Raw genomic sequence first — 14809 nt, 5'->3', positions numbered from 1 at the left:
ATAAGCAATCCACGCTAATCCTTAATCAATCTCTTATAGGAAACTACCCCAAACCTCATGTGAAATATTATTTAAACACCGTCATACATAGAATATTGAGGAACGGAATATTCTAAGGGATTAAAGGTAAAGGTGTCCAAATGTCAACGGTTATCGTATCAGAATTGAGGAAGAAGTATGTCTCGAGGATCCGGAAAGGGTTCCTGAAGTATGAGGTCAAGGTAGTTGAGGCTCTAAGAGGAGTATCTTTCACTGCGAGAAAGGGAGAAGTATTCGGCATCCTCGGCCCTAATGGTGCCGGAAAATCAACCCTTGTAAAAATACTAGCCACACTCCTGCTACCGGATAGCGGAGAAGCACGCATCCTAGGCTATGACGTGGTAAAGGAGAGGGACGAAGTCAGGAAGCGTGTAGGAATCTCGATGAGCGTGGAAAAGGGTTTTTTCTACAAGCTTACCGCAAGGGAGAACCTGAAGTATTTCGGAATGCTTTACGGTATAGAAGGTCCAAGGCTGAAGACTCGTGTTGATGAGGTTCTACGGGAGGTGGGCCTCGTAAAACACGCTGACAAGATGTATGAGGAGATGAGCCTGGGAATGAAGGCTAGACTAAGCATTGCCAGGGCCCTCTTAAGCGACCCTGAGGTTTTAATCCTGGACGAGCCCACCCTCGGGCTAGACCCCGTCTCGGCCAGGAGGATTAGAGGGCTCCTCTTGGAATTAGCGCATAAGCAAGGCAGAACGATTCTGCTCACAACACACAATATGTTTGAAGCAGAGATTCTACTGGACAGGGTCGCCATACTAGTTGATGGAAAAATAATCGCGATAGACAGCGTCGACGCTTTAAAGCAAAGTGTAGCCGACTCTGTTTTCGTCGAGGTGAGACTCTCAGGCGCACCACAGGAGTCCTTAAAGAAAGTTCTGAGTAACTTCCAAGACATAAGGCTAAGCACGCACCATCGCGACGGTACAGTCGAAAAACTAACACTTGTAGTGCCTGTTAAAGCCGCAGATGAAGCATTAGAGAGAATCGTCCATGAGTTCAGGAGTCAAGGCTTAAAGGTTCGTGGTGTCTCTGTAAAAGAGCCAACTCTCGAAGACGTTTTCATAACACTGACAGCTCACAGGTCGATGTGAATGGATCTCAAATTGTTCCTATGCCAAATAAAAGCAGGAATCTTCCTTTGGTTTTCACTCTACAAACGCTCCCCCCTCCTCGTATCCGTTTTACTCCTCAGACCCTACCTCGTCCTAATAGCTTTATTCGCCATAGAGCCCTCCACTAACCCTCTCAGCATAATTAGAAACGTCCTCATCAGTATACTCGTAGTTTCCTCCATTGACATACTCTGGGATGTAGCCTCCAACGCGCTCTCTCTAAGGTTTCTAGGAATACTCCCCTACATAATCTCGGCGCCATCCTCACCCTTCCTCTCCCTGCTCCTCAGCTACCTGCCAAAGTACATCCTCGAATCCGTATTAAAGGCCCTCGAGTTTCTCCCACTGCTATTTGTCCTTAACTCCCCCCACTCTGCTGGTTTTCTACTCATCCTCCTACTCTTTTCACTGGTGGGGGTTCTACCCCTACTGGGTCTCAGCTCCCTTATAGCTTACACGGTACTATCATCAAAGGAAGAGACAGTCTGGCTAGACTGGCTTGCACCACTAATCCTTCTAGTCTCTGGTGCACTGTACCCCGTCTCGCTCCTACCACCCTGGCTACAGCTACTATCACGGCTATTCCCGACTACGTATCTCTTCGAGATCATTCAATTGATCACAGAGAATGGTGCCAGCGCCCAGACGCTTCTCGGACTAGCTATAATGTATTTAACAACGAGTATCCTCTTAAACTCTATCCTATACCTTCTAGTCTCTAAGGGTGAGTCTGAACTGCTTAGGAGGGGGATCCACCTTTGAGGAAAATAAAACCCTTGATCTGGCTCCACGCTATTAGGGTTCGCCGATACCTTCTAAGCATCTTATCTGGCTCAGTCACCGATTCCATATGGATGGCAGTGTTCCTTATAGGAGCGTACTCTTCTCAAGGCCCCACATACGCTAGAGAAGTGTTTTGGGCCCTAGCGGCCTGGAGTATAATAGCAAATGCAGGGTGGATGATAGGAGGATGGATTGATTACCTGTCAGAGCTTGGCCTCCTTGAGCCACTTGATTTTTCAGGCGTTTCTCCAGTGGTTGCAGCAGCATCCAGGAGTTTTGTTATCGCTATTCCTACAGGGCTCTCCTCACTCTTCACGCTGCTCATTTCATTTCAACTCGGGTTTAACCCGTTAGAGATTTCCTCGCCTTGGCTTCTCGCACTCTCCCTTCTTATACTCTGGACCCAAGCCACAGCATACGGCGCGATACTCGCTTCAACAGTGCTGTTAACCAGCGTTCCCAGTGCTCTTCTCGATATAGCCGCCTTAGCCTATCTGGGGCTTCTACTCGCAAACTATCCCGCTGGAAATCTCCAGACTTTTGCATTTCTACCACTCCTAGGACCAGGCTACGTGGCAAGGCAGTGCGTCTCTGGAAAACCGCCGCTCGGCGTCTTCCTTGCGGTCACCGTTACAACAATCGTACTTTCGTTATTCGCTATTTCTTATTCGAGGAGTGTTGAAAAGCTAGTCAAGAAACGCGCGGGATACAGGGCTATAGCTCTACACTAGGCAACTCTTTCTGGTAGAAATCCAACGGTTAAGGAGCGAAAACATCACCTGTAACTGTAGTATAGTTGTCTCCTCCAAGATGGAAAAGAGGCTTTGCAACATCTAAGACGTAACTATCGTTTCTCCAAGCCTTACCGAGCACACGTGCAGCCATAACCCTCCCCACCACAAGCACGTGGTCCCCAGCGGGATACTGAGCCCACAACTTGCACTCAATACACGCCAGTGAATCATCGATGCAGGGAGTCGATAAGGCCTTTGGTTCTAGGAGCCTAATACCAGTACCCCGCAGCTTGTCAGTCTCTCGTCCTGACACGGATCCAGTATAGTCGACTACCTTAAGCATGTCCATGGATACAGGGTTCACAGTGAACTCGTTCTTCGACTGTAAAAGCTCATAAGTGTACCGGCGAGGCGATAATGCGAGAGTAACGAGTGGAGGATTTACGCTTGTAGGCATCACCCAGCTTGCAGGCATGATGTTTATCTTCCCAGTGCTAGACGACGTAACTATCAAGACCACGAGCTTGGGGTGTAGGAGCCTTGTATGCCTTCTTATATCGACTTCAATATATTTGATATTAGACATGTAGTCTAAGTCCACTGTTCACGGTTATAAACTAAACGGGCTATCTAAACTTCAACTGGACCGTGGGGACGTCAAGGCTAAATCCCAATGCAGATAAGTATTACACGTGAAGCTGGTAGCTGTACAATACGAGTTCAAGCTCGAGAAATATTATAGCTTGGAGGTCTTCCTAGAGTCTCTTGAAAAACATTTCTCAGATGCGGAGTCGAGGCTGGGCAGGCTTGAGGGCAGCATAGTAACATTCCCAGAACACATCGGGACATTTCTGATTTTTATGGATGAAAGACTGGGAGTAGGGAAAATCGACGAGGCATTAGCTAAGATCGCTATTAGGAGATTCCCCTCTTTCATTCTTAAAGCTTTACAGGCCAGAAGTTTCAAAAAAGCTATTCTCACGGTGAAATGGAAGGATATATGGAAAACATACATGGAGGCTTTTAGAAGGCTAGCCCTCGAATACAAGTCTGTCATAGTGGCTGGCTCGCTAATCGAACCCGTCGAACCTGGCAGGATTTACAACATGTCTTATGTCTTCAACGCTGAGGGTAAAGTAATCTGTAAACAAGCTAAGGTACACCTAGACATACCCGAGGTACAACTAGGGATAACCCCAGGTGATCTGAACACTATAAGCGTTTGCAGAGCCAATGAGGCTAGACTCGGCGTGGCTATATGCCTAGACGCATTCAAGGACGATGTTGTCTCACGTCTGGTCAGGCAGGGCGCCAATATTCTTGTCCAGCCCTCCGCTAACCCCGAACCATGGGATGAAAGAGTGGAGAGGGAGTGGAAGAATAGCAGCTGGTTAATGGTCCAGAAATACCCGGAGCTTAAGTACGGGATAAACCCTATGGGCGTCGGCAGAATCCTTGACTTGGAATTCGAGGGCCTTAGTAGCATAGTTGCAAAACCAGATGAGACGATGAATGGAACAGGATACCTTGCTAGAGCAGATAATCCTAGGATACCTCAAACTCTAGCAGTGGAAATCGAAGAGAATTTGAAATGATTTTGTGACAGCTGTTTTTATATAATACCGTCTAGAAGCACTCTAAGATCGTGACCCTTATTACGCTCGACAAGCACAGCATTTATCCCGGCCTCTAATGCGTTTTTAAGATCGTTTTCCTCATCGTCCCCAATATGTAGCATCTCGGAACTATCGATATTCAAAAGCTCTAAGATTTTCCGGAAGAAGGCAGGCGGTTTACCCGCGAGGCCGAAGTCTGAGGATGACGAGAAAATACTCTTGAAGGAGTAACGGTAAAATGGCACTCTCTCTAAGACCAGGTTTACAAAGTCTCTCGCGGCGCTCGTACTGATGACGAGCGTGTATTTCCCGCTTAACTTTTCCACGGTTTCGAGAGCGTCCTCATAAGGCTTTATCCTCTCAGCGGCTTCTCTAAGAGCCATCTCAAGGTGTTCCTCGATCCCAAAGCGCCTGAACCAGTAGCTCGGCATATACCATCGTGTATCACGGGACCCGATCTCTTCGTATGAAGCGAAGACCTTTCTCTTTGCCTCTTCCAACTCGACTCCATACTTTTCAGCATAAAGCCGCGGGACAAGATCAAGCCAGAAATAATCAACATACTCTCGTGTTACTAGAGTTCCGTCTAGGTCAAAGCTGACCACCGAGATTCTGCTGCGATTACGAAGCACGTTTTGGGATAAAGGAGAAGGTAGAAAAATTTTTTCACACGATAGCCTTACCCGTCTTCTTATCAAATATATGTGCCTCCTTCATCTTGAAACGTACCCAGACTTTATCGCCGTGTCTAGCCTCGAAAAGCCCTGGATACTTAGCCTTTACTATAGCATCGCCATGCCTGAAATCAATAATCGTCTCAGAGCCCAGGGGCTCCGTAACGAAAACCTCTACCTCAAACCCCTCAGGCGTCTTCTCACGGCTTATCTCGATATGCTCAGGCCTAATGCCTAAAATTACTTCTGACGGCGCCCCTGCCTCCTCTATAAATTGGACAAAATCCTTTGGTAGTGGAACCTTAAATACCCCCGTATCTAGAACATACTCTCCATCGCGCTTTACAAGTGAGGCTTCAATGAAGTTCATCGCTGGCGCCCCTATAAACCCGGCAACAAAGGTATTGGCAGGTTTATAATAAAGCTCTGCGGGCTCCGCGAGCTGCATTATCTTCCCCTCGTTCATCACTGCTACGCGATCCGCCATCGTCATTGCCTCTGCTTGGTCATGAGTAACGTATATCGTTGTTATACCGAGCTCCCTTTGGAGTCGCTTAAGCTCTGCTCTCATGTAAACCCTGAGCTTGGCGTCAAGGTTACTTAACGGCTCATCCATCAGGAAGACCTGAGGTTTCCTGACGAGAGCCCTGCCCAATGCAACCCTCTGCTGCTGGCCACCGCTGAGCTGTCGTGGATACCTGTCGAGAAGGTCTTCTATTCTTAGAAGCTTAGCGACCTCTCTCACGCGCTGATCGATTTCGTCTTTAGGTACTTTTCTTACGCGGAGAGGAAAGGCAATATTATCATAGACCTTCATGTGGGGGTACAGCGCGTAGTTCTGGAAAACCATGGCTACATCGCGGTCCTTTGGAGGTAGATCGTTTACGAGCTTCTCCCCGATATATATCTCTCCCTCATCAGGTGTTTCGAGTCCAGCTATCATGCGCAGCGTCGTCGTCTTGCCGCAACCACTGGGTCCTAGCAGCACTAGGAATTCGCCGTCGCGGGCCTCAAAGTTCACGTGATCCACTGCAAGGACTTTCCCAAACCTTTTAACAAGATCCTTTGCAGCTACACGGGCCATGTCTTCTCAATTTTTATAGTTAACCATGCATATTTATATGTTAACCCTAATCATAGTGGTTATTATTAAACGTTTTTAGCTCTTTTCAAACACTCTTCCCGGAATTTATTATAAGCCTCAGTGAACCCCCTCATGGTCTTCTCCCTAGGCCCGAAGGACTTCCACTCATCAACTCTCAGCCCCTCTTCCCCTAGTTCTCCAGCCCCCTTAACGCCTACCTCTAGTAGTACTGCTTTTATCTCTCGGGTCACCTCGTAAGCCTTCCTAAATTCAGGCATCTTCAAGAGTAGGTCGAGAGATTCAGGCCCCCAGTTGACTCTAACGGCCTCAGCCAGGTCCTCTAGCCTTAGACTTTTCTTCTGGTACTCTAAGTGCACGTTAAGCTGATGATTAGGGAATTCAGTGTTGGTCATGTTCCTAGCCGAGAGAGTGTAGTATGTGTCCTCCGGCCTCCTCTTCGAGGCTGGAAGCACGTCGATCCCATCTAGAACTTCCTCTGCCTGCTCAGCACTAAGTCCATACTTCCTCATTATATAGGAGAGCCACAACCTCCTGTTTTCCTCATCGAAAAAGAGATACCAGACCCGCTGAGCGACGAAGGTTCCACTTAGCGACAAGGCACGCTCCCATGCCTCAAGGCATTCTCTAACCTCATCTCTACTGGCTCCACAAACACCTACACGCGCGAGGAAGTCTATGAGGGCATCATTCAATAGTGTTCTAAGATAAGCCTGGCTAGACACCAGTTCAACCTTCTCATCAAGCGTTCTTGCCACGATGTCATAACCCCAGCCACTCGGCCCCCTCCAAGTACCCCCCTTCTCCAGTACGGGGACACCCAGACTTCTAGCCAGCTCAAGGAGCGAGCCCTCAGGATCCTCATAGAACCTCAGAGCAGTCCTGATGAGCTCTGCCGCCTTAACCTCTCGAAGATGCGCCTCGAGCCTGCCACCCATATTCGTCATATAAACCTTGGTGAGTCTAACCCCTCTCTTTGCCGCCTCAGACCTGCCTCTTATCTTCTCGAGGATTAGACTAACCTCCTGGGACACGCTGAAAGTTACGGTATTGTTGGTTCCAATCCCTAGGCTTTCAAGGATCCTTGTTATTTCAAGTGAGGCTGCACCACTCCCGGCAACCTTGAATACTATGTTTGGTCTACCCCTTGTCATGCCGTCAGGCCAGCCCCATAGCAGGTACGCGTCGTAGAGCTTGAAGTACTGCGCGGCGAGGGAGTATATCTTCAACGCGTCCCGTATGCTATCCTCGACACTTTCGGCAAAGTTCGGGTTTAACTGGTAGCTCACCATCCCGTCCTTAAAGCCTAGCAGGAATGCAACAGGTCTGAAGACCTCCATGTTAGGGATCAGGGCTAGCAGTGTAGCGGTCATGGCGAGATCGTCTGCCCTTTCCTCTGGGCGTTCGAGCAGTTCGGGATGCTTTGAAAGATATTCCTCGTATCTCTCCCATAGCCTAGGATCGTCCTTGTACGCTTCAGCTGCCAGGACAGGGTTAGTGGATACCTGGACGAACCCCAGCCTCCTAAGCCATCTCAAGCCTAAAGCATAGTCGTTCCCAAAACGGCATAGGCCGTTGAGGGTCATTCGGTAATAGGCGTTCCCGTCTATGAGGCTTCTCATAGCTATTATGAAGCTTGAGAGCGGATGATCAGGATCTATGTGTCTAGAGACCTCGTCTGCCATCCAGGCGAGCATGCTTTTGGCCTTGGGGTTGCTAGACATCACCTTCCTCATGTCGTCAAGGTAACCGTTCACAGATTCAGCTGCTACACGTGTGTTTCCAAAACTCTTTTTCTCGAGCTCCTCAAGACTAGCTATTTCGCCCAGAATAAATTCCAGTGATTTACTCCTCTCACCAGGGGGTATGCCAGCCCACCTCATCTCCATTCCGATTGTGTTTAGTGCTAGCTCCCCCAGCAAGTAGTAAAGCCTTAAACTCTCTAGAAAGTTTCCTTTCTCGAAGGCACTTAGCATTGAAAGGTGAACTACCCGGTTTACTTCACCTATAACCCGTGAGTAAAGCGTTGCAAGCCTCGGGTTCAAAAGGTTGTCAGCGCCGAGATCCGGGTAACCCCTTAGAGCCACGTAGACTGCGAGCGAAACTTGGTCAGACACCGGTGGGGTCTCAGGGAGTTCCTCTCGTCTAAACGCTGACCGATAGTCGTAGATATTCGTGTCCATGAAAAATAAAGGAGTTAAAACCTTATTTATTGCATAGTAGAAAAATTATTAAATCATGCTTTCCTCGACTTCTTGTATTCCAGAACGGCTTTTATAAAGGCCTTATATACGGGAGACGGCTTACCAGGCCTACTTTTGAACTCTGGATGAAACTGGACTCCGACGATCCACCCCCCTTGCGGGTACTCAATCGAGTTCACAATACGTCCAGAAGGATCTGTAGAGGAAACCACGAGTCCTCTCTCTTCTGCCAGTCCCGTAAAGGCAGGGTTGATATGAAACCTATGCCTGAATCTTTCATAAACCAATTCCTCGCCATAAGCCTCATAGAGCATAGACCCCTTCCTTATCTTTACTGGGTGTGCACCAAGCCTCATAGTCCCGCCCTTAAGAGTTGCCTCCTTCTGCTCGGGAAGCAAATGCACCACTGGGTAGCGGGTGTTCGGGTCTATCTCCGTGGAATGAGCCTCCTTCAAGCCTACAACGTACCTCATAAAAGCTATAAACATCAACTGGGCCCCAAAGCATATACCTAGGAAGGGCTTTCTCCGCTCCAATGCGAACCTTGCAGAGTAAATCATCCCGTCAACGCCCCTAGTGCCAAAACCAGGGGTGAGAAGTATTCCGTCAGCCTTCCCAAGTATCTCTTCGACCTTCCCGGGATTTTTCTCAAACTCCTCTCCTTCTATATATATCCTTTTAACTCTTACACCGAGAGAGGCTCCCGCATGGTTAAGAGCCTCGTTAATACTAATATAGCTGTCCTGAATCATCGTGTACTTCCCAGGCATCGCCACTATAACCTCATCCTTGAAACTGCTGAACTGCTCGCTTACCCCTATCCACTCTTTCATTTTACCCGGAATAGGATCCCTTGGGAGGCCTAGAATCTTGCCCAGGTATCTTCCCAGCCCCTGTTCCTCCAGCAGGAGTGGAAGCTTATAAATGTTCTCAAGATCCGGGTCGGAGTACACAGCCTCGGGGGGTACGTTGCAATACAGGCTTATTTTCTTCCTAACGTCCTCGGGAAGCTCTCGGTCAGACCTCCCTATTATCACGTCGGGTTGAAGCCCCATGCTCTGCAGCTCCTTTACACTGTGCTGTGTTGGCTTCGTCTTTAGCTGGCCCAGGCTCGAGAGGTACGGAACCAAAGTGACGTGCACAAGCGCTGTGGTTCCAGGTGGTTGTTCAAGCCGAAACTGCCTTATAGCCTCTAGGAAGGGCATTGCCTCGATGTCGCCAACAGTACCCCCAACCTCGACGATCAATACATCGGGCTTGCTGCGCTCAGCCACAGCCCTTATACGAGACTTGATTTCGTCTGTAATCTGTGGAATAACCTGTATAGTCCTGCCCAGATATATTCCAGCCCGCTCCTTCAATATGACTGATAGGTAGACCTGCCCCGAGGTTATATTGTTTGAGGGGTGCATGTTCACGTCCAGGAACCGCTCATATGTCCCAAAGTCCTGGTCAATCTCAGCGATCCTGAACTTATATCCCGGGGCCGGCTCAAACTCCCACACATCCTCGCAGACAAAAACCTCGCCGTGCTCGATGGGGTTTAGGGTACCAGGGTCAACGTTCAGGTATGGATCAGCCTTAATCACGTCCACCCTGAGCCCACGCATTTGGAAAAGCTTCCCTATTGAAGCTGTTACAACTCCTTTCCCAAGGCCGCTTACAACACCTCCCGTTACGAAGACAAACCTTGTATGCATACAATAGGAAGAAACGTAGCTTATTAACTTTTCCAGGTTAGTGGCGTCAAAGCGAAAGGCCTATGAGCTGAGGCTATACTTATCTTTATAGGATAGATAAATCTTATCTGTAACCACCTATAAAAAACCATGTGAGGATTAGGTGAATCTGAGTCTTCAGAGGTTTCTATTTTTCACATAATGGCAAAGATATCTAATCAAAAATATCGAATTGTAAACATAATTATTAAAACATTTACATTTTTATTATGTGAAAGCTTAATGTAAGACAAAACATTATGAGTTTTGAAATTGATATAGTATGTGGAATGCAGGTGAATTCTAAGAAAGCTAAGTATAAGACGATCTACAAGGGTAAGATATACTATTTTTGCAGCAGTGCATGCAAAAGAGCCTTTGCGAGTAATCCCGAATATTATATTGAGCACGGCCCTACCGGACACCCTGATTAAGCCCGGTGTTTTCTTGTGCCGTATACCAAGGAGAGAATCAAAGTGGTAGGAGTTGACTGTGCCGCCTGCGTCTATGCAATACAAAAAATTATCGAATCGTTTTCAATCAAGACTTCCTCAGAGGTCGAAAAGTTATACATTGAAGAGACGGGCAAAGGTTCTACAACATTCCTTGTAGCGATAAATAGTAAGCTATCCGCAGCGGTAATTGTCAGCGACGAGCTCAGAAAGGAGGCAAGCAAAGTAATCTCCTTTTTTAAAGAGAAAGGAATAAGGACTGTCTTAGCTACAGGAGATGCAGAAAACGCGGCACGATACGTAGCCTCTCAGCTGGGTGTAGACGAGGTTTACGCCGAGCTTAGACCAGAGGACAAGGCCGACCTTGTTGACAAGCTCCAGGGCTCTGGGCGCAGAGCCCTCTTTGCGGGAGACGGGGTCAACGATGCACCGGCGATCGGAAGGGCATTCCTGGGGGTAGCAATGGGTGGCGGTGCAGACACATCAAAAGAAGCTGGAGACGTATTTTTAATAAACGGGAATCTGGAAGCACTTGCAGATCTATACAGTCTAAGCATCCATGCTCGGAAAAAAGCAGTCCAGAACCTCGCGTGGGCTTTTGCATACAATGCTACGCTAATACCTGTAGCTGCAGGCGTCTTATACAAGAGTCTCGGCATAATGATTCGACCAGAGCTTGCTGCAGCAGCCATGATTTTAAGCGACATAACAGTCATATCTAATGCGCTCACCCTGATGAAATGGAGGCCTCACTCGGGAAAATGATAGTAGGCCTTTTCCTCTACATTTGATATGCATCCTACGAAGTATGCATGTATTTTCTAGAAAAAGCTTAAAAGTACGGTATTTTAACAAATGAAGAATACTAAAAGATATAATTGTTAATTTCTAAGAATAGGACAGAATTTATTTATACAGGATAGTCAAAAAATTAAAACGAAACACATGAAGAAATATCGTGTTGTAGTTAATAGAGCTGCATGCATTTCTTGTGGTGCTGCTCCCGCTGCTTGTCCCGAGGTCTTCGAGCTTGGGGACGATAATGGGAAAAACAGAGTAGTAGCCAAATATAGTGTTAATACTGACGAGAACATCTCTGTTGGAGAGATACCCGAGGATCTCTACGACTGCGCTCGCTCGGGTGCTGACGTGTGCCCCGTCAACGCTATATCAATTGAGGATATTGGGTGAGCACAGGGGATGCGGGTAGTCCCCTGTATGAGGTGTTTATACTTTAAGCCCCACTCGGCCTTTGACGACTTGGGTTATTGCTCCGCTAGGAACATGATTGTATATTCAAGGAATGTCGATCCAGATTGCCAAATGGCCAAGGAGGTGACCACCGAGGAACTAAATGAAGCCTTAACCCAACAGGGTTGGGCTTATTGTTTAACCTGCAAGACTACAGTTCCAGCTGAAGAAATCGAAAAGCACGCTAACCATGTTTTAGCTGCTTCTCTAATATCCGATGAAGCGCTAGCAGAATCTCCCCCTGCAGACTAGAGGTGTCAGCTTTGGATGAAATTTGCCTAATTATAGGAGGACCGCAGGGCTCCGGGCTTGAGACATCGATGAGCATTCTCGGATACGCGTTCGCGAGAAAGGGGTACTGGTTCATAGCCGATAGAGAATACTTCTCAAATATCACTGGTAGACACAGCTATATTCACTTATGCGTCTCTACTCTCCCCGTGTCTTCTCTTAGATACCCAGTTGACATCCTGGCAGCCGCCGATGCAGAGACAATTTTCACGCACTTCGACGAGCTCTCCATAGGGGGTGTTTTAATCTATGACAAGGGGGTTCTTGGAAAAAAGCTAGAGGACATACCAAGCATCGAGGATACTACACGTGAAAGAATAGCCGGGAAGATAAAGGAGCTGGGGATACAGCCGACAGTGTCCTCCATTGTTAACCATCTTGAAAGCTCGATGTCTGTGAAAGCGGTCGGAGTGGATTACCAGGTCCTTCTCAGAGGGCTAGCCGCGAAATACACGATTGATCCAAAGCTGTTGTCCAGGTACGTGAGTGGGATAATTGTAGCTATGATTTCTCTCGTGCTAGGTCTGAGAAAGGAGGTGTCCCAGGATGCTGTCTCAAGATTCTTCCGCGGCAGGCCAATTATAGCCGAGCAGAACAACGCCCTGATAGATAGTATTTACGAGATGTATTCTGAGCTGGCCGGGATTGTCTCACTTGATACTCCAACGGCTAGGCCGGGGAAACTAATGGTTGTTACTGGTAACGACATAGTGGCAATTGGAAAGATAGTGGCTGGTGTTAGGCTCCAGAGCTATTATCCTATAACACCGGCGGCAGACGAGAGTTTCCTCCTGGAAAAATATCAGGTGATTGAAGCCGATGAGAGTGTTATAGGTCCCATAATTGTATTCCAGACGGAAGATGAGATCGCTGCAGTATCTTCTATAATTGGGGCTTCTCTCACCGGGGCTAGAAGCAGCACATCGACAAGCGGGCCTGGCTTCGACCTCATGGTTGAAGGCTTATCTTATGCTGGGATGAATGAAGCGCCAATAGTTATAACGTACTATCAGAGAGGGGGTCCGAGCACAGGACAGCCAACAAGGGGGAGCCAGAGCGACCTCCTCAACGCTGTATTCGCGGGGCACGGTGAATTTGCACGAGTAGTTCTCTCCTCAGGAGACCACGTTGAAGCCTTCTATGATACAATCGACGCCTTTAACATAGCCGAGAAATATCAGGTTCCTGTTATCCACATCTTAGACAAGTTTCTAGCAAACTCTTTAGTCACAATTACGCCACCAGACCCTGGGCGCGCGGAAATCGAGAGGGGCTTGCTTTCCTCTGGAGGCCCCAACTACAAGAGGTTTGACTCCTCGAAGCTAATCTCCCCGAGGGCATTCCTGGGTGCAAAGGACACAGTTATGTGGTATAGTGGTGATGAACACAACGAGTATGGGCACATTGAGGAGGATCCAGTAAACCGCATCAAAATGTATTCTAAAAGAATCGAGAAACTTGAACTAATAAGGAAGGAGCTCCCACTTGAGAAGAAGATCACTCTCCAGGGACATGACAACCCCGATTTTATACTGGTTGGATGGGGTTCCACTAAGGGTGTCTCGCTTGACGCTATCCGTGCACTCGGCAAGGAAGGCATGAGAGGAGCCTACGTCAACTTGAAGCTTCTATGGCCATTCCCAGGCGAGGAGTTTAGGAGTATCCTAGAGAGATTCGACAAGGAAAAGATCATCTTTGTAGAGCACAGTTACGGAGTAAGCCTTAGGCATCTCGTCGCGATGTCAACTGGCCTTATTATCGAGAAGAATATTGCGAAGTTCACAGGAAGACCCCTTACACGAGAAGAGGTGGTAGCGGGGGTTAAGAAGATCATCATGGGTGAAACTTTAAGGATGGTGGCGTTCCATGGAGCTTAAATGGAATTACAGGACAAACGTGTGGCCAGACTGGTGTCCCGGTTGCGGGAACTACGGAATACTCACAGCGGTCTACAAAGCTCTAGAAGAACTGCAGCTTGACCCATCTCAAACAGTGATTGTTTCCGGCATCGGTTGTTCTTCCAAGATTCCACACTTTGTAAACGTGAATGGAGTTCACACCTTACACGGGAGGGCGATTCCATTCGCGACGGGAATAAAGATAGCAAACCCGAGCTTAAACGTAATAGTGCACGGTGGGGACGGGGACTTGCTGGGTATAGGCGCGGGCCACTTCGTAGCTTTAGGTAGGCGAAACCTCGACATAGTCGTCATCCTACACGACAACGGCGTGTATGGCTTGACAAAGGGTCAAGCATCCCCTACCCTACCTTTAGGTGTAAGGACAAAGGCTCTCCCAAAGCCCAACGTCCAGCAGGCAGTAAACCCCGTCCTACTGGCGCTCGCATCAGGCTACACCTTTGTAGCTAGAAGCTATGCATTCGACACCCCCCACCTGAAGAACATAATAGTACAAGCTATAAGGCATAGGGGCTCAGCCCTTATAGATGTGCTCCAGCCATGCGTGGTGTTTAATGACGTATTCACAGCCGAATACTACAGGAAGGTGACCTATAAGCTCGAGTCAGACCCCTCCTGGGACCCATATGTGAGGAACCCTGAAGAAGCAGATGAGAAACGCCTCAAAGCCATGGAGTTAGCCTTAAAACTTGAGAATAAAATACCTATAGGAGTCTTCTATGCTAATCCATATGTTCCAACATTCGAGGACAGGCTTGCTGAATCCCTGAAGATCTACCCTCAATACAACCCGGCCAACTCGCCAATAGAAAGAGGCAAGAAGCCGTTGATGGACAAAGAGACGTTAGAAAGAGTTTTCAGTGAATTCATAGTAGAGGTTAAGGAGTAAATCCTCTAAATTACAA

The 14809-nt window shown here is 48.0% G+C and carries 15 protein-coding genes; 10 read left to right on the top strand and 5 right to left on the bottom strand.

The genetic code is table 11. The annotated features are described in order from the left end of the window. Positions 1-140 precede the first annotated feature (140 nt). From MA03_RS04080 to MA03_RS04070, 3 genes are read left to right on the top strand one after another with little or no spacing between them, the layout of a single operon-like run. Entirely contained in the window at positions 141-1139 is a 999-nt protein-coding gene (locus tag MA03_RS04080; protein ID WP_052884056.1) for an ABC transporter ATP-binding protein, read from the top strand. After that, positions 1140-1922, top strand: coding sequence for a hypothetical protein (locus tag MA03_RS04075; protein ID WP_052884055.1), 783 nt, complete (start codon positions 1140-1142; stop codon positions 1920-1922). It begins immediately after the preceding gene. Next, positions 1919-2674, top strand: a complete 756-nt coding sequence (locus tag MA03_RS04070) for a hypothetical protein (protein WP_052884054.1) — start codon at positions 1919-1921, stop codon at positions 2672-2674. The genes MA03_RS04075 and MA03_RS04070 overlap by 4 nt, the downstream gene beginning before the upstream one ends. A 28-nt stretch (positions 2675-2702) precedes the next feature. Here the strand turns inward: MA03_RS04070 and MA03_RS04065 are convergent, their stop codons facing one another. Continuing rightward, positions 2703-3263 carry a flavin reductase family protein gene (locus MA03_RS04065; RefSeq protein WP_191118396.1) on the bottom strand — a complete coding sequence of 187 codons (561 nt, stop codon included), beginning with the start codon at positions 3261-3263 and terminating at the stop codon, positions 2703-2705. Between the two features lie 106 nt (positions 3264-3369). Here MA03_RS04065 and MA03_RS04060 point away from each other — a divergent pair, with 106 nt between their 5' ends. After that, positions 3370-4272: a carbon-nitrogen hydrolase family protein gene (locus MA03_RS04060; RefSeq protein ID WP_052884052.1), complete on the top strand. Its 903-nt coding sequence runs from the start codon at positions 3370-3372 to the stop codon at positions 4270-4272. Between the two features lie 17 nt (positions 4273-4289). Here the strand turns inward: MA03_RS04060 and MA03_RS04055 are convergent, their stop codons facing one another. The 4 genes from MA03_RS04055 to MA03_RS04040 all read right to left on the bottom strand — a co-directional run bounded on the left by MA03_RS04055 (position 4290) and on the right by MA03_RS04040 (position 9973). After that, positions 4290-4925 (bottom strand): HAD family hydrolase, encoded by a 636-nt coding sequence (locus MA03_RS04055; RefSeq protein ID WP_191118762.1) that lies wholly within the window; start codon positions 4923-4925, stop codon positions 4290-4292. A gap of 34 nt (positions 4926-4959) precedes the next feature. Next, entirely contained in the window at positions 4960-6051 is a 1092-nt protein-coding gene (locus MA03_RS04050; protein ID WP_052884050.1) for an ABC transporter ATP-binding protein, read from the bottom strand. 65 nt (positions 6052-6116) lie between these two features. After that, positions 6117-8252 carry a transaldolase family protein gene (locus MA03_RS04045; protein WP_052884049.1) on the bottom strand — a complete coding sequence of 712 codons (2136 nt, stop codon included), beginning with the start codon at positions 8250-8252 and terminating at the stop codon, positions 6117-6119. Between the two features lie 53 nt (positions 8253-8305). Then, on the bottom strand, positions 8306-9973 hold the full coding sequence (locus MA03_RS04040) for a CTP synthase (RefSeq protein ID WP_052884048.1): 1668 nt from the start codon (positions 9971-9973) through the stop codon (positions 8306-8308). 278 nt (positions 9974-10251) lie between these two features. On the opposite strand from MA03_RS04040, the gene MA03_RS09070 reads away from it, so the two are divergent. The 6 genes from MA03_RS09070 (at position 10252) to MA03_RS04015 (ending at position 14793) form a co-directional block, all read left to right on the top strand. Further along, on the top strand, positions 10252-10425 hold the full coding sequence (locus tag MA03_RS09070; protein WP_191118761.1) for a YHS domain-containing protein: 174 nt from the start codon (positions 10252-10254) through the stop codon (positions 10423-10425). 15 nt (positions 10426-10440) lie between these two features. After that, positions 10441-11208, top strand: coding sequence for an HAD-IC family P-type ATPase (locus MA03_RS04035; RefSeq protein ID WP_052884047.1), 768 nt, complete (start codon positions 10441-10443; stop codon positions 11206-11208). Between the two features lie 180 nt (positions 11209-11388). Next, complete coding sequence (locus tag MA03_RS04030) at positions 11389-11634, top strand: ferredoxin (RefSeq protein WP_052884046.1); 246 nt, start codon at positions 11389-11391, stop codon at positions 11632-11634. 132 nt (positions 11635-11766) lie between these two features. Next, complete coding sequence (locus tag MA03_RS04025; protein WP_191118760.1) at positions 11767-11946, top strand: hypothetical protein; 180 nt, start codon at positions 11767-11769, stop codon at positions 11944-11946. A gap of 2 nt (positions 11947-11948) precedes the next feature. After that, positions 11949-13862: a 2-oxoacid:ferredoxin oxidoreductase subunit alpha gene (locus MA03_RS04020; RefSeq protein WP_350339220.1), complete on the top strand. Its 1914-nt coding sequence runs from the start codon at positions 11949-11951 to the stop codon at positions 13860-13862. Beyond that, positions 13852-14793 (top strand): 2-oxoacid:ferredoxin oxidoreductase subunit beta, encoded by a 942-nt coding sequence (locus tag MA03_RS04015; RefSeq protein WP_052884044.1) that lies wholly within the window; start codon positions 13852-13854, stop codon positions 14791-14793. The genes MA03_RS04020 and MA03_RS04015 overlap by 11 nt, the downstream gene beginning before the upstream one ends. The last annotated feature ends 16 nt before the right edge of the window (positions 14794-14809 follow it).

Source organism: Thermofilum uzonense, assembly GCF_000993805.1.
GTDB lineage: Archaea > Thermoproteota > Thermoprotei > Thermofilales > Thermofilaceae > Thermofilum > Thermofilum uzonense.
Note: the sequence above shows the minus strand (reverse complement) of the source record. Positions and strands in the feature narration are given on the sequence as shown.

Excerpts from the sequence above, each read along its gene's own strand:
- MA03_RS04015 (WP_052884044.1), top strand. The coding sequence starts at position 13,852 with ATGGAGCTTAAATGGAATTACAGGACAAACGTGTGGCCAGACTGGTGT.
- MA03_RS09070 (WP_191118761.1), top strand. The coding sequence starts at position 10,252 with ATGAGTTTTGAAATTGATATAGTATGTGGAATGCAGGTGAATTCTAAG.
- MA03_RS04075 (WP_052884055.1), top strand. The coding sequence starts at position 1,140 with ATGGATCTCAAATTGTTCCTATGCCAAATAAAAGCAGGAATCTTCCTT.
- MA03_RS04025 (WP_191118760.1), top strand. The coding sequence starts at position 11,767 with ATGGCCAAGGAGGTGACCACCGAGGAACTAAATGAAGCCTTAACCCAA.
- MA03_RS04045 (WP_052884049.1), bottom strand. The coding sequence starts at position 8,252 with ATGGACACGAATATCTACGACTATCGGTCAGCGTTTAGACGAGAGGAA.
- MA03_RS04050 (WP_052884050.1), bottom strand. The coding sequence starts at position 6,051 with ATGGCCCGTGTAGCTGCAAAGGATCTTGTTAAAAGGTTTGGGAAAGTC.
- MA03_RS04065 (WP_191118396.1), bottom strand. The coding sequence starts at position 3,263 with ATGTCTAATATCAAATATATTGAAGTCGATATAAGAAGGCATACAAGG.
- MA03_RS04080 (WP_052884056.1), top strand. The coding sequence starts at position 141 with ATGTCAACGGTTATCGTATCAGAATTGAGGAAGAAGTATGTCTCGAGG.
- MA03_RS04040 (WP_052884048.1), bottom strand. The coding sequence starts at position 9,973 with ATGCATACAAGGTTTGTCTTCGTAACGGGAGGTGTTGTAAGCGGCCTT.
- MA03_RS04030 (WP_052884046.1), top strand. The coding sequence starts at position 11,389 with ATGAAGAAATATCGTGTTGTAGTTAATAGAGCTGCATGCATTTCTTGT.